Genomic DNA, 24674 nt, shown 5'->3' with positions numbered 1-24674 from the left:
AGAAAAACAGGCCGTCGACTCTTCACAGTCTCCGGCCCGTTCTCCTGTCACCACTGGACAGAACCGTCCGGCCATGCAGCCTAAGCACCAGCTCAGAGCCGTCCCGGATTGTGGGGGTCCGACAAGGGGACGCGCGGCTTCAGCTGAGAGCCACCTCACAGCGGTGGCTCGCCCCGGCGGTACCCGGCGTGACACGCAGTTTCAGCGTACGGCCGGTGGACAGCACTTCGACCCCAGGGTCCTTTGAGATGACGCGGACGGCGCGGTGCTCCCAGGTGACCTCCAGGGGCTGCCCGGTGCGCGTCGGCTCGCTGACGGTGAGGGTCGCGGTGCGCCGCTTCCTGCGTACCAGCACACTCGCCGGGGCCGTCGCCGTCAGGCGCCCGGTCGTGCCCACCGTGCCCGGCTGCCAGAAGTTGGCGGCCGTGATGCCGAGGGAGTGGATCGCCACGGCCTGGACGGCGCGCGTGTTGGCGAGGATGTGCAGCCAGTCGCGGTCGGCCGCGCGGGCGGCGACGGTGCGGCGGGAGGCGCCCGGCATCAGGAGGTAGGCGTAGTCGGCGTCGACCGGGTCGGTGCCGTGATCGAGCCAGAGGGTCTGGTAGCGGCGGGTCTGCCGTTCGGTGGTGCTGGTGGTGTTGATGTCGCTCCAGGAGCCGGTGCGGTCCTCGCGCAGAGTCTTCAGCCCCGTACCGCCGGCCCCGGGGAAGACCCAGCCGCCGTGTCCTTCGAGGTGGGCCCAGCGGGGAGCGGCGGCGTGGCCGTCGTCGATCGTGAGCGGGTTCGTACCGCTTGCACCCAGCATGCGGTTGTCGACGATCGTCTCTGCGGGTACGCCGTCGGTGGAGGTGATGCCGGCGCCGAGGCAGACGACCGTATCGGCCACGCAGAACCACGACTTGCGGGCTTCGAGGGTGGAGCCGAGGCCCTTGAGGTGCTGCCCGACGGCTGCGAACTCCCCATCAGTGCAGCCGCCGACCCACTTGGTGGCGGGCTTGGGGGCACCCCATTCGCCCCCTGCTTTGTCGGCAAGTCGCTTGGTGGACACGGTCGTTCCGGGAAGGCGGTAGAAGTCGACAGTGGGCCAGAACCAGTTCGTGTACTGGTCGTTCTCCTTCTCCCCCGGCCACCAGTAGAGCATTCCGGCTCCGGTGTGCCAGCCGCGCGGGTTCTCGCCGTTGCCGCACTCGTAGTACGAGATCCGCTCCGAGGCCATCGAGATGCCGACCGCCCAGCCGGGGCGCCGGTGCACGGCCCGGTCCATGGACGCGAAGAGCTTGTGCGCGACGGGCTCGGGGGCGGCGGCCACCGGCGACGCGGCGACAGCGTGCAGTCTGGAGAGGTCGGCGACGTTGAATTGCGGTGCGGTGAGCAGTGGCGTCGTACAGTCGCGCTCGATCCAGCCCTTGACGACGGCGGTCCAGCGCCGCTGTTCCGCTTCGGACGCGCCGCCCGCGAGCAGCGGGATCGCGGCGATGAGCCCCTGGCCGTGGAAGTGGTCGCTGCGCATGACCTTGCGGTCGTCGCTCTTGAGGTAACCGCGGCTTATCGCACGGCCGTTGACGCTGTCCATCATCAGGCCGTTGTAGATGAGGGGCGCGTAGGCGTTCTCAACGGAGTCGAGGATGATCTGGCGGTTCGGGTCGGTGACGGCCCAGGTGGAGCCGGCGAGGAGGGTGAAGAGCCTGCCGAGCCCGTCGAGCATGACCTGGCCGTACGTACCGGAGTAGGCGACCCAGGTGTGCTGGACGAACGAGCCGTCGGCGTACAGACCGTCGCCCTTGGTGACGTACGGGAAGACGGGCGAGAGGGCGTCGCGGGCGAGGGCGATTTTGGCCGGGCTGCGGCCGAGGACCCCGCGCAGGGCGACGGAGCGGCAAAGGTCGACGCGGTTGGCGCCGGTGCTCGTGCCGGAGTAGTTGGTCAGTGCGGAGTTGGGGATGAAGTGGTCGACGGCGGCGCAGGCGGCCTGGCGCCGGTCCTCGGTGAGCCGGTCGTGGAGGGCGGCGACGATGTCCATGAGGAGGCGCGGGCTGCCGATCTGCCACTCCCACCAGTTGCCGTAGCGGGTGGTGGAGGGGTTGTAGATCTTGGCAGAGAGGTGGTCGAGGCCCTTGATGATGTCGGCGAGGAGGGCGGCGTCGGTGGTGAGGCCGGTGCCGGGCTGGAGGTAGGCCTGGGTCATGGTCCACAGGCGGCTGTAGCTCTGGGTGATGCCGGCGGGCGGGTCGAAGCTGTAGCCCGGCCAAAGGGATGTGTCGGCCGGGGCCATTGCGGCCTGGAAGCCGGAGGCGAGGCGGCCGGTCTCCTTGAGGCGCGAGGCGTAGGGCTCGGTGGCCGGGTCGAATCCGGTGCCGAGGGAGAGCTCGACCCAGCGCAGGCGGAGGGTGTCGAATTCGTCGGCGCCGGTACCTGCGCCGGCTGCGGCTTGGGCCTGCCCGGCCAGGGCGAGACTGAGCGCGGTGGCGGAGGTGGTGGCGAGGAAGACACGGCGGGACCAGGCGGTCGGGAGCGGCACGGGGGCCTCCGGGGGAGGAGTGGTTTAGACCGGTGCCGCTTGGTGTAGCACGGGGGTTGGTGAGCATTCAATGCTCAGGACGAGGTTGATGGAAAGCGCTTGCCCGTTGCCGTCAGTGGGTGGCCTACGCCGAGGGAGGAAGCGCGCGTTTCGGCACCGGGCTTGTGGGTCACCCGGGAGGTACGTCAATGCAGCGCTGCGGGACGTAGGCGCCGGTGGGTTGGGAAAGCAGCTACCGGTGCCGCTTTTACGGCGCTCAAGCTCAGGCTCGGGGGCGCTGGGGGGTGAGCGCGCGGCGCAGCAGTTCACGCACAGCGTTGTCCAGGGCGACGGGCTCGGTGCCGGTGGCCAGGTCGGCGGTTGCGTGGGCGATGTCGCGGAGCTTGGTGTTGGTGTTCTGGGAGAGGCGCTTGAGTACCTTCCAGGCGGTGGTCGCGTCGCAGGCCTGAGCCTTCATGAGTATGCCCATGGCCTGGTCGATGACGGCGTGAGACTCCATCGCGGTGCGCATCTCCGCTTCCTGGCTGTGCCGGAGTTCCCGTTCCAGCTGGACGGTGCGCATGCTCGCCAGCCGCAGTTCGAGTTCGTCCATGACAACCGCGGCCAGGTCGCGCAGGGTGTCGGTCTCGCGGTGTGTGACGCGGCGGGGGCGGGTGTCGAGGACGTTGACGGTGCCGAGGCGGTAGCCGTCCGCAGTGGTGATCGGCGCTGCGGCGTAGAACCGCAGACCGAGTTCGCCGCGCACCAGCGGATTGGCGACCGCTTGGGGATCTTTGAGGGTGTCAGGGAGTACGTACGGCTCGTCCTGGAGGATGGCCGAGGCGCAGAGGCCGGGGTCCCGGCCGATCTCGCTCACGTCCTGGAGCCCCTCAGCGGCCTTGAACCAGATGCGGTCCGTGTCCACGATCGTCACGGTCGCCATCTCTACGCCGCAGAAACGGGCCGCCAGAGCGGCTACCCGGTCGAAGGCACCGTCCGGTGGCGTGTCGAGGATGTCGTAGCGGCGTACCGCCTCCATCCGCGCCGCCTCTTGCGCGCCCGGCGGCGGGCAACTCGCCGAACGCGGCTCACCGGGTGAGGCTGCGGATACCTGTATCGACATCTTGACCCCCTTCTCGTCAAACGTGTCGGCTCCGTGCGCCCCGCCGGAGCCCTCGATGACTTTATGACACCGGGGGCCTCGGCGTCCTGACACGTCCCGACAGGCGAGAACACCCGGTCGGCCCTGGTTTCCGCAACACGGAAACCAGGGCCGGACACGCCCGAAGGGCCCCCCTGGGGTCTGGAGCTTGCCCCCAGCCGGATCAGCCCGCGCAGTGGAACCGCGCGTCCCCCCAGTCCGCGTGGTCGTTCCCCGGACCGTCGCCCCCATCCCCCGTCACCAGATCGACGTACTTCGCTCCAGCCACATCCGCCGTCAACGCCCACGCCCCGTCCGCCGCCCGCAGCACCGGCGACTTCACCCTCTCCACCCCGTCCGCAGCGACGCTGAACTGCACACTCCCCCGCGTCCCCTGCGAATCGTCCTGACCCACCTGCGCCGTGAAGGACGTGCACTTCCCGCCCAGGTAGTAGCGGATCTTCCCCGGCGACGCGGTGCCGAGCCCCTTACCGAACACCGTGCCGTTGATGGTCAGCGGCTTGCCGTCGCCCGCCGCTGTCTCGCCGTTGGACATGTCGCGCTCGGCCGGCCCCCAGCCGTTCTCCATCGACGTCCAGTCGAGGTCACTGGCGTACGTGTCGACAGTCGGCGGGGGCGGCAGCGTCCGCACGGAGGCCGTCGCCCCCAGCGTCCGCGTCTCGCCACCGCCGCCCACCGTGTACACCGCCTCCGAACCCAGGCTGTACGCCCGGTACTCCGCGTCCACCGGCGGCGTCACCTGCCACGTCGCCACCGCCTTCGACCCCGCGGCGACCGAGGCGAACTCGACCGCGCCCGCGGGCTCGGCCAGCCAGCCCTCCGGCAGGGACAGGCTCACCGAAACACCCGTGGCCGGCGTCGACTCGAAGTTGGTGAAGGTGGCCTTGACCTCGTTCTTCCGACCAGGCTCCAGGGTCTCCCCAGCCGGGGCCAGGGCAAGCGTTCCGCACGCCGCCCTCTCCTGCGCGGGACCCAGGTCGGTCACCGTGAAGCCGTCGAGGACGAAGTCCGCCCCGTCCGGCGCGCCGCCCTTCTTGCGCAGACCGGTCCACGTGTCGCCGCAGACCGCCGTGACGGTCTCGGACAGGTGAGCCGTGGCCGTCCGGGCTCCGATGGCCGTACGTCGCGTTTCCACCGAGGCCGGTACGCCGTCCGCGCCGACGCGGTCGTAACCCGTCACCCACTCGTACGCGTCGGCGTGACTCGACTGGTAGTCGAATTCGACCCGATAGCTGCGCCCCTCCTTCATCGGGACCGTGCCCGGCCCGGTCCGGTAGACGAGTCCGGTGTTCTCATCGTGGGACTTCAGGGACTCCGAACCGCCGATCACGTCGTCGACGCGCTTCCCGTTCCAGCCGGCCTGGGTGTACGGCGCGTGCTTCTGCGCGACATGGGTCCGGGGATCCGTCACCCCACCCGCGTTGCCCTTGAAGAAGGGTCCCCACCCCTGGTCGACCGCCTCGAAGTCGTCGTACACGAGCATGCCGGGGCGAGTGGCGGGCGCGTTCGCGACGAGCCGTACGTCGTCAATCCGGACCCTCGCCGCACCACTCCCCTCCGCCGCCTCGACCCGGAAGACCGTGGCGCCGTCCGCCGGCGCGGTGAAGTTGACCTTGGCGCGCTGGAAGTACGAGCTGTGCCAGTCGTTGGCCGCCGTCTGCTCCTTCGCGGTGGACCGCTCGATCACGGTCTCCCGGCCCCCCGCCGAGAGTGTCGTACGCCGCTCCTTGCCCGGCTCGACCTCCAGCCAGGCGGAAGCGGTGTAACGCGCGCCGGGCTTCAGGCCGGAAACGCGCTGCTCCACGGCGGCCGCACCCGTGCCGCTCAGCCGGGCGCTGTTGCGCCCCTGGCTGTCGGTGTCGCGCTCAACGACGCCCGTCCTCTTCCAGCCATCCAGCCCCGCATCGTTGAAGCCGGGGTCCTGGATCTTCGTACCCTCGCCCCACGCCACCCCGCGCGCCTCGGGAGTGCGGCCCTGCGGATAGAGGACGTACGGCTGGCCGGCCGTGGCGTCGAGCGTGACCCTGCCGTCGGCGGCCGGGCGCACCGTACCCGCCTCGACCCGCCCGTTATCGGTGAGCCTGTAGACGGTGAAGGCTTCGGCCTTCCGGTACTTCTTCGGCAGCTCCCAAGTGCTCGCGCCACCCCGCTTGTTGTAGTGGTAGAGCTTGTTGCCCTGCCACGGCAGCAGATACCGGTCCCCGTCCAGGACCTTCGCGTCCCCGACCGTGAAGGTCCGCCTGCCGTTCTCCACACTGCCCCGCACGCCACCGCTGAACTCAATGACGTTCTTGCTCTTGTCCCAGCGCCGGATCTCCTCCTGCTGAAGGAACTTGGCGGGCAGGTTCTTCTGCCAGATGTTGGCGGTGAACTTGTTCCAGTCCGTCTCGCCGGTCCAGCCCTCGAAGTCCTCAAGCGCGGTCTGGCCGAGGACCGGATCGGCGTTCCAGACGTCCTTCTCGCCGTTGCGGATGAACCGGATGATCTGCGAGTTGAGGCCCTTGTTCGTGGCCCCGCCGTAGCTCAGGTCATTGGCCCAGTGCGACCAGAGCGACGTCCGCTCGAACTTGTCGGCCCACTCGGTGGCGACGTTCCAGCCCTGCGCCCGCACCTGCTGCATCGTCTTGTCGGCGATCCAGCCGTGCGTGTAGTAGACGTCGATGTAGAGCAGGCTCAGGTTGGGGTCGGTCTCGTCCCTCAGCTGCTGGAATCTGCTCGCCATGTCACCGCTGTTGATGTCGCGGCGCTGATCGATGTAGTAGCTCTGGTTGAGCCAGTTCCAGCCGGGGGCGTTCTTGTTGACGAGGGTCTCGCTGAAGGCGTTCGCCTCCGGGTACGCCTCGGTCTGGTTGACGTGGACGCCGAAGGTAGCGCCCCACTTCTTTCCGCTCTTGAGCAGCTTGTTGAGGTCGGTGAGGCCGCCGGCGCGCTTGTTGTAGTTGCCGCCGTAGTCGGGGTGCGCCGAGTCGTGTCCCTCGGCCCCGTACCCCTTGAGCAGGGCCAGCTGCCCGAGCCCGTCCGTCGCCAGGGACACCCGCTTGACGTCGTCGAGCGTACGGAGGAAGGGGTGCGTGGCCTGGCTCGCGAAGTTGAAGGGGATGTGCGTGATGACGCGGTCCGGGGTCTGATCACTCCCCGGCGCCCTGACGCCGATCTCGCGGAAGGCGACGGCCCCGTCCTGCCAGTCGACCTTCGCGTCCCCGTTCGCGTCAGGCGTCACGACGACCTTGGCCCACGGAAGTTCGCTACCGGACGCGGGCTCCGGGGAACCCGCGCCCCGGTAGGTCCACTGCCCGGACCAGACACCCACCCGCACGCTGCCGTCGCCGGCCTTCCGCGCCTGGTGCCAGAAGCGGGCGTCGTCGCCGTTGGTCGGGCCGCTCGGTTTGTCGTACGACGAGTTCGACTCGACGGCCGCGGCGAGTTCGCCCGTGTTGACGATGGCGTACGCGGCCCCGACCGGCGCGGCCTCGGCCGCCGTCGCGTCCGTGACCTTGGCGAATACGTCGGCGGTCTTCGTGGAGTCGGGGTCGAGCCGGGTGAACGCGGTTTCGGCGACGCCGCTCCCCTCCCGGCTGCCGACCGACACGAGGTCGTGCCCGGGTATGTCGAGCGTTCCGACCCGGAAGGCATCGGTGTCCCGTACCTCCGTCACCTTGAACGTCGTGGCCCGTCCGGCGACGGACAGCTTCGCGTCGATCTCGACGCCCGCGAGAGCCGGGAAGGTGAGGGTGTACGCGGCGTTGTCGGCCCCGGCGACCGGCTCGCCGCCCTTTACCTCGACGGCGTACGCCTTGCCGTTGAGCGTGATCTCGGTGACCGGCCTTGTGCTGCCGAGGAGCCGGGCGCCGCTCGCCAGGTCGGTGTAGGAGACGACCCGCGGGAAGTCCTTGGCCACGGCGACCGAGAGCTGCGCGGAGCCGATGACGAGGTCGGCGGCCGAGGCGGCGGCTGCGGCCGGCAGGGCGGGCCCGGCCAGGGCGAATACGGCGGACGATGCGGCTGCGACAGCGCAAGCAACTCTGAATCTTCGTGACATGAGGCCTGAGTAGTCCTAGCTCTGACCACCGTCAACGAAGTCGTGCGCGGGGGCGGCCAGTAGTCCAACAACCGCCGCGCGTTAGTCCAAGTGCGGATGGGCGAGGAGTCACCAGCCATATGTCCGCGACCTTCAAAAGACCAGCCCGTGCTTCTGGACGAGCGCCCTGGTCGCTCCCATGTCGGCGAAGCAGCCGTACGGCCCGATCTTCTGCTCCAACTCCTGCGGGCTCAGTTCCTCGCTCAGCCGGTCCAGCCATCGGAACAGCTCTTCCAGGCCTCCCGGAGAGATGATCTCCAGCAGCCGGGCCGGTGTCTCGCCGGCGTTCCAGAACGTGTGCCACTCATTGCGCGGCTTGAATACGAGGTCGCCTGGCCCGGCCACGACTTCCTCGTCACCGAACCTCGCTCCGACCGATCCCGCGAGGACGAAACTGAACTCGTCCTCGCGGGTGTGCTTGTGCACGGGGGCTGCGAGCACCTTCGGCGGCAGACGATGCTCGACCAGCGCGAACCGGCCGCCCCATTCGCCACTGTTGATGAGGAACCGGTCCCCGCACGCCCCCTCCGGCTGGTAGAGCTCGCCGTCCTCAGGACCCAATATCCGACGCTCGACCACTGCGCACACCGCCCTCCGGGAGCAAGATGTTGAATTTTGAACAACATGGGTTTACAGTGAATCTCGTTGAAGGTTAAACAAATCACCCGAGGAGGAGCCATGGCTCTGTTCAACCGCAAGAACACCACCACCCCGGCCGCGACCACCACCCTCGCGGTGGACCCCGCCCTGGCCGCCCTGACCGGCGACTACACCATCGACCCGGCGCACAGCAGCATCAGCTTCACCGTCCGCCACGCCATGGTCACCAACGTCCGGGGCAGCTTCGCCGACCACGAGGGCACGCTCACCCTGAACGGCTCCGACCCGTCCGGCTCCGCCGCCGCGATCGACGTCAAGATCGCCAGCATCGACACCGGCATCGGCGACCGCGACGGTCACCTGCGCAGCGGTGACTTCTTCGACGCGGAGCAGTTCCCGCTCATGACCTTCCGCTCCACGTCGGCGGAACAGCTCGGTGGTGACAACTACCGGATCAAGGGCGACCTGACCATCAAGGACGTCACCAAGCCGCTCGCCATCGACCTGGAATTCAACGGCTCCGCGACGGACGTGTACGGCAACGAGCGCGTCGGCTTCGAGGGCAGCGCGGAGATCCTGCGCTCCGCCTGGGGCCTGACCTGGAACGCGGCGCTGGAGACCGGCGGCGTGATGGTCAGCGACAAGGTCAAGCTGACCTTCGACATCTCCGCGATCAAGAACGCGGCCCCGCAGGTGTGAGAACGCGACAGCGGCACGGGCCCGCCCGTGACTCCTAGAAGCCGCCACCGCCGAAGTCTCCGCCACCGAAGCCACCGCCGAAGTCGCCTCCGCCGCCGAAGTCCCCGGCGTTGAAGTCGCCGCCGGAGAAGTCGCCGCCCTCGTAACCGCCCATGCCGGAGTCGGCGTACGCGGGGGTGTGGAGCATCGAGCCGAGCATCGTGCCCATCAGCAGGCCGGGCAGGAGGCCGCCGCCGTAGTAGCCGCCGATCCATGGGGCGTACGCCGGTCCCGCCTCCCAGTACGGGCGGCGGCCGTCCGCCGTCTCGACCATGCGGGACATCGGGTCCTGGCCCTCCGCCAGCCGGGTCGCGTCGGCCGCGCAGACCGGCACCCTGCGTGCGGTGCCGCCGGCCGGAGCCCAGTCGACGTCGGCCGTGGACGGGCCGTGGCGCGGGTCGAAGAAGCAGGGCGGGCGTCGTTCGGGCAGCGGTTTGCCTTCGCGGCGCGCGGCGAGCACGGCCAGCGCGAAGCGGCCGTCCTCCAGCGCCTGGGTGACCGCGCGGGCGTCGTCGGCCTTGGTGGCCTTGGCCATGGCGGACTTGGCCCGCTCGTACGCGTCCAGGGCCCGCTCGTAGTCGGCGCGCATCGCGTCGTCCGCGCCCGGTTCGGCGGGATGGAAGTCGAGGCGTTCCAGGGTCTCGCCGAACGCGGTGATGTCCTCGTCGACGACCACCCGCACCTTCTCCAGCGCGGCCCGCTCCTGCGCCGCCCGCCGCCCGCGATTGCGCTTGGCCACCAGGAACACACCGGCCGCGCCTGCGACGAGCACCAGACCGAAGGTGACCAGTCCGACGACGGAGGAGGGCCCTTGGCTCGCGCCGTCCCAGGTGTTGGGGGCGCCGCCCCTGGCCTGATCAAGTGCGTCGTCGACGAAGGTGTTCAGCTGGGTGACGGCGTCGAGGCCGCCCGCCGGCTCGACGGACGCGGTGAGGTTGGCGACCGCCTGGCGCGACATCACGGCGGAGTCGGCGCCCGCGTTGAAGGCGTCGCCGAGCCTGACGGCGTACACCCCGGTGATCCCGGTCTTGGTCCGCAAGTCAGCCAGCAGGCCGTCCTCCCGGAACTCCGCGCTCTGCGGAAGTACGGCGACGAAGACCGGCTTTCCGGCGTCGAGGATCTTCTCCTCCAGCGCGTCGGCCTCGCGGGGCGGCAGCTGATCCCGGGCACGCTGATCGACGTACACCGGTCCCTGACGCAACGAGTCCGCCGCAGCATCGAGCCCCGTGGCCGCCTGGGCGCCGGGAGCCACAGCGAGTACGGCCGCCGCTATCGAGAGCAGCAGCCCTGACAGGGTGGAGAACAGTCGTGTCCTCATACTTAAAAGCTACCCGAATGGGCGCATTTTAAGACATATAGGTTTGACTGCCTGCCTGCGTGCGGACGCGGCACCGTCCGCACGCCTACATCTCCTGGCAGCCGGCCTACTCCGCCGGCTCGACGCCCGCCTTCAGGAGGCCGTAGGTGTACGCGTCCTCCAGGGCCTGCCAGGACGCCGCGATGACGTTCTCGCCGACGCCGACCGTGGACCAGTCGCCCTCGCCGTCGCCCGTGGTGATCAGGACGCGGGTCGTGGACTCGGTGCCGTGCTTGCCCTCCAGGATGCGGACCTTGTAGTCGACCAGTTCGAGCTTGGCGAGCTGGGGGTAGATCCGCTCCAGGCCTACGCGCAGGGCGCGGTCGAGGGCGTTGACCGGGCCGTTGCCCTCCGCCGTGGCGACGATGCGCTCGCCCTTGGCCCACAGCTTCACCGTGGCCTCGTTGGCGTGGCTGCCGTCGGGGCGGTCCTCGGTGATGGCGCGCCACGATTCCGTACGGAAGTAACTGAGCGCGTGGCCCTCGGCCTCCTCGCGCAGGAGGAGCTCGAAGGAGGCGTCGGCCGCTTCGTACGTGTAGCCCTGGAGCTCGCGCTCCTTGACGCGGGCGACGACACGGCCGACCAGCTCGCGGTCGTTGCCCAGGTCGACGCCGAGCTCCTTGCCCTTGAGCTCGATCGAGGCGCGGCCCGCCATGTCGGAGACCAGCATCCGGATGTGGTTGCCGACCAGGCCCGGGTCGATGTGCTGGTAGAGGTCGGGGTCGACCTTGATCGCGGAGGCGTGCAGGCCGGCCTTGTGCGCGAAGGCGGAGACGCCGACGTACGGCTGGTGGGTGGAGGGCGTCAGGTTGACGACCTCGGCGATGGCGTGCGAGATGCGGGTCATCTCGGCGAGCGCGCCCGGCGGGAGCACCTGCTTGCCGTACTTCAGCTCCAGGGCTGCCACCACCGGGAAGAGGTTGGCGTTGCCCACTCGCTCGCCGTAGCCGTTGGCCGTGCACTGGACGTGGGTGGCGCCGGCGTCGACGGCGGCCAGCGTGTTCGCGACCGCGCAGCCCGTGTCGTCCTGCGCGTGGATGCCCAGGCGCGCTCCGGTGTCGGCGAGGACGGTGGCGACGACGGCCTGGATCTGGGCGGGGAGCATGCCGCCATTGGTGTCACAGAGGATGACGACGTCGGCGCCGGCCTCCGAGGCGGCCCGTACGACCGACTTGGCGTACTCGGGGTTGGCGCGGTAGCCGTCGAAGAAGTGCTCGCAGTCGACGAAGACGCGGCGGCCCTGGGCGCGGAGGTAGGAGACCGTGTCGCGGACCATCGCGATGTTCTCGTCGAGCGTCGTACGGAGGGCGAGTTCCACATGGCGGTCGTGGGACTTCGCGACCAGGGTGATGACGGGCGCGCCGGAGTCCAGAAGGGCCGCGACCTGCGGGTCGTCCTCGGCCCTGGCGCCGGGGCGGCGGGTCGCGCCGAAGGCCACGAGCTGCGCGTTCTTGAAGTTGATCTCGGCCTTCGCGCGGGCGAAGAACTCGGTGTCGCGCGGGTTGGCCCCGGGCCAGCCGCCCTCGATGAAGCCCACGCCGAAGTCGTCCAGGTGCCGGGCGATGGTCAGCTTGTCGGCGACCGTCAGATTGATGCCTTCGCGCTGGGCACCGTCGCGCAGCGTGGTGTCGAAGACGTGAAAACTGTCGTCGGGGCCTGAAGAGGTCATGGCTTTCTGGACTCCTGTCGAGTGGAAGGACTGGCTCCACTTGCCCCCATCATCGCGCGCACCTCGCCCCGGCCGTGATGGGGCCGGGAAACGAAAAAACCTCTCGCGGGTGCGAGAGGTCTGCGCGCGGGTCTGGGGCACGGTGGCCGCGCCGTACGTGGTGATACGGAAGCGGTCACTGGGGACCGGCGCGCCTGCTGCCCATAATCACGGCGAACGAGAACACGAGGGCAGTCTGGCACGTCTTGCGTCACGTGGTACCCCCGTCTCACCATGCGGGCGGGCGTGATCAAGGACCGGTCAACCGACCGGTCAACCGCGCCCGCCCGCACCGTGACGTGGGGTCAGTGGAGCGTCTCGTCGAGGAACTCCGCGATCTGCGCCAGCACCTGTGACCGCTCCGAGCCCGGCAGCCCCATCGCCACATGCGTACTGAAGCCGTCGAGCAGCGCCCGTATCCGGGTCGCGAAGCGGTCGGCGTCGACCACCGTGCGCAGTTCGGCGCGCGAAGCGCCCTCGACGAGCAGGGCCACCAGGTCGCGGTGCCAGGACAGCTCGATGTCGAGGAGGCGGGCGCGGGCCTCCTCGTCGACGGCGTGCGAACGGTTCCAGAGCTCCAGCCACAGCGCCCAGTGCGGATCGCGGGGCCCCGACGGCACGTACAGATCGACGTACGCGTCGAGGCGCTCGCGGACCGGGACCTGACGCGCGAGCGCGGCCCTGCGGTCCATGCCGAGCTGCTCCTCGCTCCATTCCAGCGTCTGGAGGAGCAGTTCGTCCTTGCTGCGGAAGTAATAGAGCAGGTGCCCACTGCTCATGCCGACCTCACGACCGAGCCCGGCCATGGTCAGCCGCTCCAGCCCGTGTTCCGCGATGCTCGCCATGGCGGCGGCGAGCACGGTCTCGCGGGGCGGGGCGGAGTTGCGACGGCGGGACGGCGGCTTCGCGGAGCCGGCGTCGCCGGACGCGGACCCGGTCATGAGGCGTTCTCGTTCACTCGTATGTTTTACCCGATCAGCTGTGCGTCGCGGGCTGCTGCTGGGTGATGCAGTGGATTCCGCCGCCGCCGGCGAAGATCTCGCGGGCGTCGACGAGGGTGACCGTACGGTCGGGGAAGAGGCCGCGGAAGATCTCGGCCGCCTCCTCGTCACGCGGGTCGTCGAAGGCGCACAGGACCACGCCGCCGTTGCAGAGGTAGTGGTTGATGTACGAGTAGTCGACCCAGTCGCCGTCGACCTTCACCTTCGTTGGGGCGGGCACCTCGATGACCTTGAGCGGGCGGCCCTTGGCGTCCGTCTGGGACCGCAGCAGCTCGACGTTCGCCTTGCACGGCTCGTGGTCGGGGTGCGACGGGTCCGGCTGCGTGTGGACAAGGACGACACCGGGCGCCGCGAACGCGGCGACGATGTCGACGTGGCCGAGGGTGCCGAAGCCGTGCGGCGGGTAGTCGGTGGTCAGGCCACGCGGCAGCCAGATCGCCTTCGTCGTGCCGAGCTTGGCGTGGATCTCCGCCTCGACCTGCTCGCGCGTCCACTGGGGGTTGCGCTCGGGGCCGAGCTGGACGGTCTCGGTGAGCAGGACCGTGCCCTCGCCGTCGACGTGGATGCCGCCGCCCTCGTTCACGAGCGGGGAGGAGAGCGTGGCTACGCCCGCGATATCGGCGATCATGCCGGCGATCTTCGAGTCGTGCTCCCAGGTCGCCCAGTCCTGGGCGCCCCAGCCGTTGAACACCCAGTCCACGGCGGCCAGTTCGCCGGTCTCGTCGTCCTTGACGAAGGTCGGGCCGATGTCGCGCATCCAGGCGTCGTCCAGCTCACGCTCGACGAGCTCGATGTCCGGGCCGAGCAGCTCGCGGGCGCCGGCCGACTGACCGGGTCCGCAGACCACGGTCACCGGCTCGTAGGCGCGCACGGCGCGGGCGACGCTCGCCCATGCCTCGCGGGAGGCGGCGAGCTCCTCGGGGTCGGAGAAGGTGACGTTGGGGCTGGGCCACGCCATCCAGGTGCGCTCGTGCGGGGCCCACTCGGCGGGCATACGGAAAGCCATGGGGGGTCCTTACTGGGATCAGAGGAAGTAGAGGCGGTTCAGGGAGACGGAGTCAGCGGGTTCCGAGCGGAGCGGGTCGCCGTCGAGCGTGACGAGTCCGCTGTGTCCGTCCACCCCCACCTGTCCGATACGGGAGTTCAGGCGCAGGTCGGCGGGGCCGATGCCGCGCGTGCCGCGCACGGCGACGCGGCGCCGGCGCGTGGGCATCAGGTCGTTGCCCTGGTCGAGGGCGGCCTGCGCGACGAAGGCCACCGAGATGTCGGCGGGAGTAGCGCCGTACGCACCGAACAGCGGCCCGAGGACCAGCGGCTCGCAGGTGTCGGTCGCCGCGTTCGGGTCGCCCGTGACGCCGTACGCCGGGAAGCCCGACTTCAGCACCATCTGCGGCTTCGCGCCGAAGTACTGCGGCCGCCACAGCACGATGTCGGCCATCTTGCCGACCTCGATCGACCCGATCTCGTGGGCGAGACCGTGGGCGATGGCGGGGTTGATGGTCAGCTTGGCCATGTAGCGCAGGACGCGGGCGTTGTCGTCGTCCGGGCCGTCGCCCTCCATCGGGCCGAGCTCGGCCTTCATCTTCCCGGCCATCTGGAACGTACGGCGCACGGTCTCGCCCGCGCGCCCCATCCCCTGCGCGTCGGACGACGTGATGCCGATCGCGCCCAGGTCGTGCAGCACGTCCTCGGCGCCCATCGTCCCGGCACGGATCCGGTCGCGTGCCATGGCGGCGTCGCCGGGCAGGTCGGTCTTCAGGTCGTGTACGGAGACGATCATCCCGTAGTGCTCGGCGACCGCGTCCCGCCCGAAGGGAAGGGTGGGGTTGGTGGAGGAGCCGATGACGTTGCGTACGCCCGCCATCTTCAGCACGTTCGGGACGTGCCCGCCGCCGCAGCCCTCGATGTGGAAGGCGTGGATCGTACGGCCTTCGAGGACGGACAGGGTGTCCTCGACCGACAGGCACTCGTTCAGGCCGTCGCTGTGCAGGGCGACCTGTACGTCGTGCTCCTCGGCGACGCGCAGCGCGGTGTCCAGGGCGCGGGTGTGCGCGCCCATGTCCTCGTGCACCTTGAAGCCAGAGGCTCCGCCCTCGGCGAGCGCCTCGACGAGCGGGGCGGCGTCGGAGGACGAGCCGCGCGCGAGGAAGCCGATGTTGACCGGCCAGGCGTCGAAGGCGCCGAAGGCGTGGCGCAGGGCCCACGGCGAGTTCACGCCGACTCCCCAGACCGGGCCGAACTCCTGGCCGATGATCGTCGTCACGCCGGAGGCCAGCGAGGCCTCCATGATGCGCGGCGAGAGCAGGTGGACGTGGGTGTCCACCGACCCCGCCGTCGCGATCAGGCCCTCGCCGGAGACGATCGACGTACCGGTGCCGACGACGACGTCCACGCCGTCGAGGGTGTCCGGGTTGCCGGCCCGCCCGATGGCGTGGATGCGGCCTTCCTTGATGCCGATCGACACCTTGCGGATGCCCTGCGCCACGTCGATGACCAGCACATTGCTGATCACCACGTCACAGGTCTCGCGCACGGCGGCGGCCTTGAGGTGCATCCCGTCGCGGGCCGTCTTGCCGAAGCCGGCCAGGAACTCCTCGCCCGGCTTCTGCGCGTCCGACTCGACGCGCACGGTCAGCCCGGAATCGCCGAGCCGGACGCGGTCCCCGGCGCGGGGGCCGTGGGTGGCGGCGTACTCGTACGGGGTGAGGCGGCGCGCTTCGGCGGGGTGTCCTCCGGGGCGGCTCATCGCTCGACCTCCTGCTCAGTCGTTTCCGGTACGCCGAGGTAGCCGCAGGCGGCGGCGCGGCGCAAGGCGTCTTCGCGGGCGCCCGGCGCGTCCAGCGGCCCGTCGACCAGTCCGGCGAAGCCGATCGCGATCCGGTCACCGCCGATCGGCACCAGCCCGACCTCCTCGCTCTCGCCCGGTCCGAAGCGCACGGACGATCCGGCGGGGACGGCGAGCCGCATGCCGTAGGCCCGGGTGCGGTCGAAGTCGAGCCGCGGGTTGGCCTCGAAGAAGTGGAAGTGCGAGGTGACGGAGACCGGCACGCTCGCGGTGTTGGTGACCCGCAGCCACACCACGGGCTCCGCCTCGGAGTGCTCCGGCCCCGGCAGCAGCGCGCCCGGGGCGTGCTCGCCCAGGCCGCCGCCGATCGGATCGCTGACCACGGCGAGCCGGGAACCGTCGTCGAAGACGGCCTCCACATGCACCTCGGTCACCACATCGGCCACGCCCGGCAGCACGTCGTCGGGGCCGAGCACGGAGCGTGCCGCCTCGATCGCCTCCGCGAGCCGCCGCCCGTCGCGGGCCGCCTCGCAGACCGTGTCCGCGATGAGCGCGGTCGCCTCCGGCACGTTGAGCCGCAGCCCGCGCGCCCGGCGCGCACGCGCCAGCTCGGCAGCTCCGAACAGCAGCAGCCGGTCGCGTTCCGTCGGGGTCAGTCGCACGCCGCCACACCTCCAAAAGTTTAGAACTTCACTCTAACCACGAGATTCACACGCCGGAAACATTGACGCGCCACCTTGAGGCAAGTCACATTGAACAGCACTCAAAACTTTGTCGTCCGGCAGACCGGGAGGACCCAGCCATGCCGATTGAACAGCGCGGAGTCGACACCATCCCCGACGAGGAACGCACCAGTGGGCCGCGTGACCTCGTCTCCCTCCTTCTCGGCTCGAATCTGTGCCTCGGCGTCATCGTCTTCGGGTGGCTGCCGCCGTCCTTCGGCCTCGGCCTGTGGCCTTCGCTGACGTCGATCATCGTCGGCACCCTGGCCGGCATCGCGGTGACGGCCCCGCTCGCGCTCATCTCACTCCGTACGGCCACCAACCTCTCCACCTCCAGCGGCGCCCAGTTCGGCGTACGCGGCCGGCTCGTCGGTTCGGTCGTGGGCCTGCTCCTGTCCCTCGGTTATACGGCGCTCACGCTGTGGATCGGCGGTGACGTGATGGTCGGGACGCTGTCCCGGCTGACCGGGCTGCCGGACGGCGGGGCGTCCCGCGCCCTGATGTACACCGTGCTGGCGGGGGCCACGGTCGTAGCGGCGGTCTACGGCTACAAGCTGCTCCTCAGCCTGAGCAAGGTGCTGTCCATCGGCATGATCGTCCTGCTGCTGGCCGGCGTCTACGCGTACGCCGGCGACTTCACCACCGCCGCCCCGCCGGACACCCCCTACCTCCTGGGCTCCTTCTGGCCCACCTGGCTGCTCGCGGCCGTCGCCGCGGGCCTGAGCGGCCCGGTCGCCTTCATCACGCTTCTCGGCGACTACACGCGCTACATCTCGCCGCGCCGCCACAGCTCGCGCAAGGTTTTCTGGGCCACCTGTCTGGGCCTGCTCCTGGGCCTGCTGATCCCGCAGCTGTTCGGTACGTACACGGCTCTCGCGGCCCGCGCCGGCCTCGACTACGCGGGACCGCTCGTCGAGGCCGCACCCTTCTGGTTCCTGGTGCCGCTGCTCCTGGCGGCCTCCGCCGGGTCCGTCGGCAACGCCGGCCTGATGCTGTACTCGATGGGCCTCGACCTGGACGCGATCCTGCCGAAGGCGACGCGCACCCGGGCCACCGTGATCGCGGCCGCCGTCGCGACCGCGTTCGTGTTCGTAGGCTCCTTCGCCTGGTCGGTGCAGTCCGCGATGACGTCGTTCGTCCTGCTCCTGACCGCGATAGGCACCCCGTGGGCGGTCATCTCCCTCATCGGGTACGTGCGCTGCGGCGGCCAGTACGACGCGGACGCCCTCCAGGTCTTCAACCGCCGCGCCAAGGGCGGCGTCTACTGGTACCGGTCGGGCTGGAACATCCAGGCCACGGTGTCTTGGGCGCTGGGCGCGGCGGTCGGCCTCGCGGCGGTCTCCACGACGGTGTACGAAGGCCCGCTGCTGGCCCTCACCGGCGGCGTGGACTGCAGCTTCATCCTCTCGGGCCTGGTGGGCGGTATCGCGTACGCCGCACTGACGGCGAAGGTCGGGACGGCGGTACACACCACGGAGGCGGAACCCCTGGTGGAGGTCGAAAGCGAGACTCCTGCTCCGGCGTAGCCTCTGGCGGGCGCGCTGGCGCCGCCGGGGCCGACCCCCCGGCGGCGCACAGCGGAGTGACGGCCAGGAGACGCACGGGCACAACGGCAGCGGGTTGCCGGTAAGGGCCGGCCGACCGGAACAATCAACTCCACTACGCCCGTGGCAACCCGATCTCGACCAACTACTGGTCCAGACCTTTCCAACGGGCCATTCCTGTGCCTAAGGTGACCGCGTTCTTGTCGGTGTACAGATGAACTACCGGGCAGTTCCGCCCATGTCACCTGAGAGCGTGGCTTTGGCGTTACTCCCGGGCATCGACGAGAGCACGGGCGGGAGGCCCGACCACGGCTCCCGACCCCGTGAAGGACCCACTGTCGTGTTATCCCGCCAGAGCGCGGCCGGACGCCACAGACCCAGCGGCCCGGCCCGTACGAAAGTCCACCTCACAGCCGTCTGCACCACCGCTCTCCTCGTCGGGCTGCTGCCCGGCACCGCGCTCGCCTCCGACGCTCCGCCGCCCGGCGCCGCGGTCGGCTGGTCGGCGGAGACGCGCAAGAGCGCCTCCGCGCAGGAGCTGCCCGACCGGATCCCCACTGCCGACCGAGCCAAGGTCCTCGGGTCCGGCTACCGCGCCTCGAAGGACCGCGCATGGACCACCTCGGGGGACGCCGACGGCTTTCATCTGCTGGTTGCCGACGCCAAGGACGGCTACGCCTGGAAGACGGCGGCCACCCTCTCCGAGCCGGGCTTCGACACCGACGCCTGGGTCGGCAACGCGTGCGTGACCCGTTCAGGAAAGCGGGCAGCGGTGGCGTACGCGCCCCGCACCTTCACCAACAAGCCCGAGTTGATGGTCCGCGGCGCCTTCGCGGCGGTCGTCGACCTGACGACCGGCAAGGTCACGAAGCTGGCGAACACCGCCTCGCTGGCCTATTTCTCCCCCGGCTGCGGCACCGGTGAGAAGGCCGTCTTCACCCAGCTCACCCACGACGGTGACAAGCGTTCCGGCACTCGCCTGGTCAGCGTCGACGCCGCCAGCGGCAAGAGCGCGAAGCCGGTGCAGGTCGATGGCCAGGTCACCTCCGCCGTCCCCACCGACCAGGGCATCGTCGCCGCACACGGCACCCGTCTGGTCCGGATCGGCACAGACGGCCGGGAGAAGGAGATCGCCCGAACCCGTACGGTGCCCTTCCAGCTCCGTCCCGACCGGTCCGGCGGCGTCACCTTCATCGAGCGTGTTCCCTCGGCAGTCAAGTCCGGGGAGAAGGACTCCGGTTCCGTGCAGAGCGTGGCCCGCCGGGTCGGCGCCGGGCAGATCGCCCGGGGCAGGGCGACCCCGGCGACGCTGGCCCGCGGCCCGCTCACCGCCTGGGACCTGGCCGCTGCTGCCGACGGCACGGTGTACATCACCGGAAAGGCCCGTACCCAGGGCACCTTGCCGGACGGTGTGAAGAACCCCGGCACCCTCGGCAAGGACGACCGTATCTCCACCCGGGCCGACGCCGCCGTTGCCACCACCTGGGCGCCCGGCGACGGCACACTGCCGCGTACCGAGGGCGCGGGGGACGGGGCCAGGACCGTACGGACGCGATTGCGGCTGCTGGACACTGGCGCGACGGCCGTCCTGGAGGCCCTTCCCGGCGGGGCGCCGCTGGCGTCGAAGCAGCTCGCGGGCGGTGGCAGGACCTCGCCCGCGCTGCCTGCCCCGAGTGTCAGGGCCGGTACGCCCGGTGCCGGGAAGTCCGCTCTCGCCGCCTCGCCCAGCAACCCGGTGGAGGCCGAGCGTACCTGTGCCGTACCGCGCAACGACCCGCGCAAGCAGGCGCTGCAGCCGACTCCGCGCCAGACGGAGTGGGCCGTGGACCAAGCGGTGATCGACGGTCTGTACAAGTGGGTGAACCGGCCTGCCAACTGGAACAACACCGGCATGTCCGCGTACACCCCGCAGACCCTCTTCCCGCTGCCCGTACTGGAGGGCGACCCCAACCACGTCATCGACCGGGCGGACGAGTGGCACATCCCGGCGCAGATCCTGCTCGGCGTGACCGCGCAGGAGTCGAACATGTGGCAGGCCACCCGGACCGTGGTCCCGGGCGTGACCGGCAACCCGCTGATCGGCAACTACTACGGCATCGCGTACTCCTCCGACGGCGACCAGGCCGACCCGTGGGCGGTCAACTGGGCCAAGGCGGACTGCGGTTACGGCATCACCCAGGTCACCGACGGCATGCGGATCACCGACACCCAGCTCTCGACCGCGCAGAAGGATGCGGCCGCCCTCGACTACACGGCGAACATCGCGTACGGGGCGCAGATCCTCTCCCAGAAGTGGAACGAGACCCGTATCGCGGGCATGACCGTCAACGGCGGCAAGCCGAAGTACATCGAGAACTGGTTCTTCGCACTGTGGGCGTACAACTCGGGCTTCCACCCGCAGTCGGCGGCCGGCAGCAACAGCGGCAAGTGGGGTGTGGGTTGGACCAACAACCCCGCCAACCCGCTGTGGAAGGAGAACCGGACACCTTTCCTGGAGAGTTCGTCCGGCGGTGACGATTACTCGCACGCCGCGCACCCGCAGGACTGGCCGTACCAGGAGAAGGTGATCGGCTGGGCGGCCCGTCCGATCTCGGCGATGTTCAAGCCGGGAGACATGCAGGCCGGTTACCGGGCGGCCTGGTGGAACAACACCCTGGCCCGCACCCGCGCCAAGCCGCCAAACATGATCTTCTGCACGGCGGCGAACGACTGCGACGACGACAAGATCCTCGACGGCTCCTCCAACAAGACCGGCATGGGCCCCTGCCTGCTGCCGGGCGATCCCGACGAGACCGATCCGCTCTATCTGAAGTGCTGGTGGCACGAATCGGTCAAGTGGAAGGACTGTGAGGCGGCGGCCGAGTGCGGCAACCCCGTGCACCGCTTCAACAACGCCGACTATCCCGAGCAGCCGAACGAGAACTCCTCGTACCCGCCGCGCTGTTCCTCCGGCCTGCCGAGCGGATCACTGATCGTCGACGACATACCGAACGGGGTCACCCCCACCGGGCAATCGGGGCATACGTGCGGGGCGGTGTCTTCGGCAGGTACGTTCGCGTTCGACTTCGCCGCCTCCAACGGCACCTATCCCGGCAAGATCGACCTGCACCAGATCGGCGCAGGGTACGCGGACCACTTCTGGTTCACCCACACTCGCAAGTCGTCCGACTCCGACGGCGCGCGGTTGCGGACCACCGGCACCTGGACGCTGGGCAAGACCCTCAACCAGTGGACCCGCATCATGGTCCACGTGCCCGACCACGGGGCGCACACCCAGCAGGCGAAGTACGAGATCGACACCGGGAGCGGCTCGTACAGCCGCACCCGGGCCCTGGGCCAGGAGCGCAAGGCCAACACCTGGGTGTCGCTCGGCGTCTACAAGCTCACCGGCACCCCTCGGGTGAAGCTCACCAGTCACACCCTGGACGGCACCGGGGACGAGGACGTGGCCTGGGACGCGGTGGCCTTCCAGCCGCTCGCCGCCAAGCCGAAGCACATCGTCGCGGTGCTCGGCGACTCCTTCACCTCGGGCGAGGGCGCGGGTTCGTACTCCACCGAGAGCAACAAGGACCACGGCACCGCGCAGTGGAACGCCTGCCGGCGCAGCGCGAACGCCTGGCCGCGCAAGCTGGTCCTGCCGGGTGTCTCCGAATCGCTCGGCCAGATCTCCGACACCTGGGGCTCCGCCGCCGAACTGGGCTTCGTCGCCTGCTCGGGGGCGATGAGCAAGAACGTGGCGTATCAGCCGAACTACAGCAACGAGCCACAGAGTCACCTGGAAGGCCAGTTCCACGAGGTGCGGCAGGCCGAGTCCGGGGTCCTCAGCGCGGACACAACCCTGGTGATGCTGACCCTCGGCGGCAACGACGAGGGCGGCTTCGCCTTCGCCATGCAGGACTGCGGCGCCCCGACCAATTGTTCCGCCGACACGGGTTTCCTGCCCAAGTACAAGGCGGTCGTGGACCGCATGACCGAGCGCGTACAGGCCGTGCTGGAGAACGTGGCCGTCAAGGCGCCCAACGCCCGGATCGTCCTGATGGGCTATCCGGAGCTGCTCAGCCGCACAGTCAAGTGCGGCGGCTCGCTCTACTACGACCTGTCGGAGGTCGACGCCCTCGCGCAGCTTGTCAACTACGCCGACAGCAAGCAGAAGGCGATGGTCGACAGCCTGCGAACGGGAGCGGCGAAGCTCAAGGTCGAGTATGCCGATCCGGTGAGCGCGTTCGTCGGGCACAGCGGCTGCGACGACCCCGAGTGGATCAACAAGTTCGTCCTCGGCCCCAACGGCGACGGCGACTTCCACCTGGGTGACCCCGCGGCCGTGCCGGCGTCCTGCCTGTGGGGCGTGATGGGCGGCAAGTGCCTCAGCCGTGAGTCCTTCCACCCCAAGGACGCCGGTACCACCGGTTACGCCGAGGTGATGCGGCAGCGGCTGCTCGCCATCGGCTACCAGGGCACCCCCTGACATGTCAGGCGATTCCACCAGACGCACCCGCCTGCTCGCGGGCGGGTGCGTCTACCTCGTCATCATCGCCCTCTTCCTGGTGGTGGCGGTCCTCCTGCTGCTGTCCGTGATGGTGACGGGATTCTTCGACCGGCCCCCGGAGCCCAAGCGGACGACGACACCGAGCAGGGCCGAAGTGACGAGGCACCACCTGGAGGACCTGGCCCATGACGGCACCCTGACGAACGAGGAGATCACCTACGCCGCCCGCGACGGCCGGTGGCACCAGGAGACCGACGACACCACGATCCGGATCACGGTCACCTACCCGGATGAAGCGGGCTCACCGGAGGGCTGCTACCGCTTCGTCCTCCGCCGTCCGTTGAACCTGGACACCCGGGTGGCCCTGCCCGCGCCGGGGGAGGGCTGCGTACCACGTACGCCGGCCTCAGCCCCCATAGAACACACCTGAACACACCCGAACACACCACGCACACCAGTGAGGACTGACGTGAGAACATCTTCTCTGGCGCTCGGCGCCGCCCTGCTCACCGGGCTGCTCACCGCCTGCGGCACGGGACAGACGGGGCAGCACCCTGGAACGACCGCCGCGGCCGCCCCGGAGTCGCCGCTGCGGCTGCCGCTGAGCGGCATCCTGACGGCCCCCTCCAGCGGTCTCGCCAAGGGGCTGACGCTCCCGCTGGACGACTACTCCCTCGACTCGGCCGGCCAGTACGCCTGGCAGGTCGCGACCCAGGACCGCTGGCGGACCTGCATGGCCCGGTACGGATTCAAGGACTTCGGTCCTCCCCAGCCCTCGTTCCGGGCGGCGACCGCCCAGGCCGATGCGGACATGGGACGCCGTTACGGCATCTCCGACCTCGAATCGGCCAGGAAACATGGCTACCACCTGCCCCGTACGGCACCGGAGCCCTCGCACTGGGAGCCCGCCAAGGGCGCCGAGGAAGCGGTCTTCACCGGCGAGGGTGCCGAGGTCACCGGCGGTCTCTACGAGGGAAAGACAATTCCTGACAAAGGCTGCCGCGGCGAGGCGAAGCGCCTGTTCCCGATGCCGCTGACGCCCCAGTCCGCAGAGGCGGAGGTGCGGGCGTACGAGAAGTCCATGGACGACACGGACGTCACCAAGGTGTTCGCTAAGTGGTCCACCTGCATGAAGGAACGCGGGTTCGAGGTCGAGGCACCCCTCATCGAACTCGACGACTTGGGCATCTCCCTGACCACACCCACCCCGAGCGCGAAGGAGATCGCCCTCGCGGTCGCCGACGTCGAGTGCAAGAAGAAGACGGATCTCGTCGGCGTCTGGCACGGGAAGGAAAAGGCCTGGCAGCAGGAGGAACTGGCGAAGAACGCTGCCGACCTGGAGAAGGAGAAGAAGCAGACGGACAGGATCGCGGCCAAGGTCACCCAGGCCTACGAGAACGAGAGCTGAACCATGAGAAAACGCATGTTCCGCGTGTTGGTCCCCTTCTTCATGACGCTGGCGTCGACCTTCGTCTTCGCCCCCAGCGCGTCGGCGGCCACCTCCTACGCCTCGGACGAGTGCAGCTCCTCCGGCAACGCCTATTGCTTCGTCATGCACTACAACAGCCGGGGAGAGCAGACCTGGTACTCGGTGAGCTCCTGCTTCGTCGCCAACGAGTCCATCCCCAACCACTACGGGTACTCGCCCAACGGCGTGGCTCTGGTCCGATACGTCTTCGGTTACGGACTGATCTCCGGAAACTACAACACCTGCCGCCTCGGCAACTCCGGTGAGGGCCTGGAGCTGAAGAACAACGCCGCCTCCGCCTCCAACGGCGAATGCTCGGCGAACAACCGCGTCTACTACAGCTCCGGATACTCCGGCATCAGCCAGGCCTTCCTTCCGAACTGCGGCGACTACTGGCCGTCGGAGAACCTGGTGTCCTCGATGAAGAACGAGAACGCCTCGCACGAACGCTACTGAGCCTGAACGACGCGGAGGCCGCGCCCGGCGGATCTACCGGGCGCGGCCTCACGTACGTAACACCCACCTGCG

The 24674-nt window shown here is 69.6% G+C and carries 16 protein-coding genes; 6 read left to right on the top strand and 10 right to left on the bottom strand.

Annotated features, from left to right (window positions below; translation table 11 throughout):
* Positions 1 to 139 precede the first annotated feature (139 nt).
* From ABZX79_RS33350 to ABZX79_RS33335, 4 genes are all read right to left on the bottom strand, one after another.
* Entirely contained in the window at positions 140 to 2446 is a 2307-nt protein-coding gene (locus tag ABZX79_RS33350; RefSeq protein ID WP_355266311.1) for a polysaccharide lyase 8 family protein, read from the bottom strand.
* Between the two features lie 334 nt (positions 2447 to 2780).
* Positions 2781 to 3620 (bottom strand): GAF and ANTAR domain-containing protein, encoded by an 840-nt coding sequence (locus ABZX79_RS33345; protein ID WP_355266266.1) that lies wholly within the window; start codon positions 3618 to 3620, stop codon positions 2781 to 2783.
* Between the two features lie 202 nt (positions 3621 to 3822).
* Positions 3823 to 7698, bottom strand: a complete 3876-nt coding sequence (locus ABZX79_RS33340; RefSeq protein WP_355266263.1) for an endo-alpha-N-acetylgalactosaminidase family protein — start codon at positions 7696 to 7698, stop codon at positions 3823 to 3825.
* Positions 7699 to 7830: 132 nt separating this feature from the next.
* Positions 7831 to 8298, bottom strand: a complete 468-nt coding sequence (locus ABZX79_RS33335; protein WP_355266260.1) for a cupin domain-containing protein — start codon at positions 8296 to 8298, stop codon at positions 7831 to 7833.
* A 117-nt stretch (positions 8299 to 8415) separates the two neighbouring features.
* Between ABZX79_RS33335 and ABZX79_RS33330 the strand changes: the two genes are divergently transcribed.
* Positions 8416 to 9036 carry a YceI family protein gene (locus ABZX79_RS33330; protein ID WP_355266257.1) on the top strand — a complete coding sequence of 207 codons (621 nt, stop codon included), beginning with the start codon at positions 8416 to 8418 and terminating at the stop codon, positions 9034 to 9036.
* Between the two features lie 34 nt (positions 9037 to 9070).
* On the opposite strand, the gene ABZX79_RS33325 is transcribed toward ABZX79_RS33330, so the two are convergent.
* From ABZX79_RS33325 to ureA, 6 genes are all read right to left on the bottom strand, one after another.
* On the bottom strand, positions 9071 to 10393 hold the full coding sequence (locus ABZX79_RS33325; protein WP_355266254.1) for a hypothetical protein: 1323 nt from the start codon (positions 10391 to 10393) through the stop codon (positions 9071 to 9073).
* A gap of 106 nt (positions 10394 to 10499) precedes the next feature.
* On the bottom strand, positions 10500 to 12101 hold the full coding sequence (cimA, locus tag ABZX79_RS33320; RefSeq protein ID WP_355266251.1) for a citramalate synthase: 1602 nt from the start codon (positions 12099 to 12101) through the stop codon (positions 10500 to 10502).
* Positions 12102 to 12445: 344 nt separating this feature from the next.
* Positions 12446 to 13081 carry a TetR/AcrR family transcriptional regulator gene (locus tag ABZX79_RS33315; protein WP_355266248.1) on the bottom strand — a complete coding sequence of 212 codons (636 nt, stop codon included), beginning with the start codon at positions 13079 to 13081 and terminating at the stop codon, positions 12446 to 12448.
* A gap of 34 nt (positions 13082 to 13115) precedes the next feature.
* Positions 13116 to 14147 carry an agmatine deiminase family protein gene (locus ABZX79_RS33310; protein WP_355266245.1) on the bottom strand — a complete coding sequence of 344 codons (1032 nt, stop codon included), beginning with the start codon at positions 14145 to 14147 and terminating at the stop codon, positions 13116 to 13118.
* An 18-nt stretch (positions 14148 to 14165) separates the two neighbouring features.
* Positions 14166 to 15887: an urease subunit alpha gene (locus ABZX79_RS33305; RefSeq protein ID WP_355266242.1), complete on the bottom strand. Its 1722-nt coding sequence runs from the start codon at positions 15885 to 15887 to the stop codon at positions 14166 to 14168.
* Positions 15884 to 16588, bottom strand: coding sequence for an urease subunit gamma (gene ureA, locus ABZX79_RS33300; RefSeq protein ID WP_355266239.1), 705 nt, complete (start codon positions 16586 to 16588; stop codon positions 15884 to 15886). The genes ABZX79_RS33305 and ureA overlap by 4 nt, the downstream gene beginning before the upstream one ends.
* Positions 16589 to 16728: 140 nt before the next feature.
* On the opposite strand from ureA, the gene ABZX79_RS33295 reads away from it, so the two are divergent.
* The 5 genes from ABZX79_RS33295 (at position 16729) to ABZX79_RS33275 (ending at position 24602) form a co-directional block, all read left to right on the top strand.
* Positions 16729 to 18174: a cytosine permease gene (locus tag ABZX79_RS33295; RefSeq protein WP_355266236.1), complete on the top strand. Its 1446-nt coding sequence runs from the start codon at positions 16729 to 16731 to the stop codon at positions 18172 to 18174.
* Between the two features lie 358 nt (positions 18175 to 18532).
* Positions 18533 to 22657, top strand: a complete 4125-nt coding sequence (locus ABZX79_RS33290) for a hypothetical protein (RefSeq protein ID WP_355266233.1) — start codon at positions 18533 to 18535, stop codon at positions 22655 to 22657.
* A gap of 1 nt (position 22658) precedes the next feature.
* Positions 22659 to 23108 carry a hypothetical protein gene (locus ABZX79_RS33285; protein WP_355266230.1) on the top strand — a complete coding sequence of 150 codons (450 nt, stop codon included), beginning with the start codon at positions 22659 to 22661 and terminating at the stop codon, positions 23106 to 23108.
* Positions 23109 to 23147: 39 nt separating this feature from the next.
* Positions 23148 to 24086 carry a hypothetical protein gene (locus tag ABZX79_RS33280; protein ID WP_355266227.1) on the top strand — a complete coding sequence of 313 codons (939 nt, stop codon included), beginning with the start codon at positions 23148 to 23150 and terminating at the stop codon, positions 24084 to 24086.
* 15 nt (positions 24087 to 24101) lie between these two features.
* A complete protein-coding gene (locus ABZX79_RS33275) occupies positions 24102 to 24602 on the top strand; it encodes a hypothetical protein (RefSeq protein ID WP_355266224.1) in 501 nt (166 codons plus the stop codon).
* The last annotated feature ends 72 nt before the right edge of the window (positions 24603 to 24674 follow it).

This window comes from Streptomyces sp. NPDC002994, from assembly GCF_040611155.1.
In the GTDB taxonomy this organism is placed as follows: Bacteria; Actinomycetota; Actinomycetes; order Streptomycetales; family Streptomycetaceae; genus Streptomyces.
Note: the sequence above shows the minus strand (reverse complement) of the source record. Positions and strands in the feature narration are given on the sequence as shown.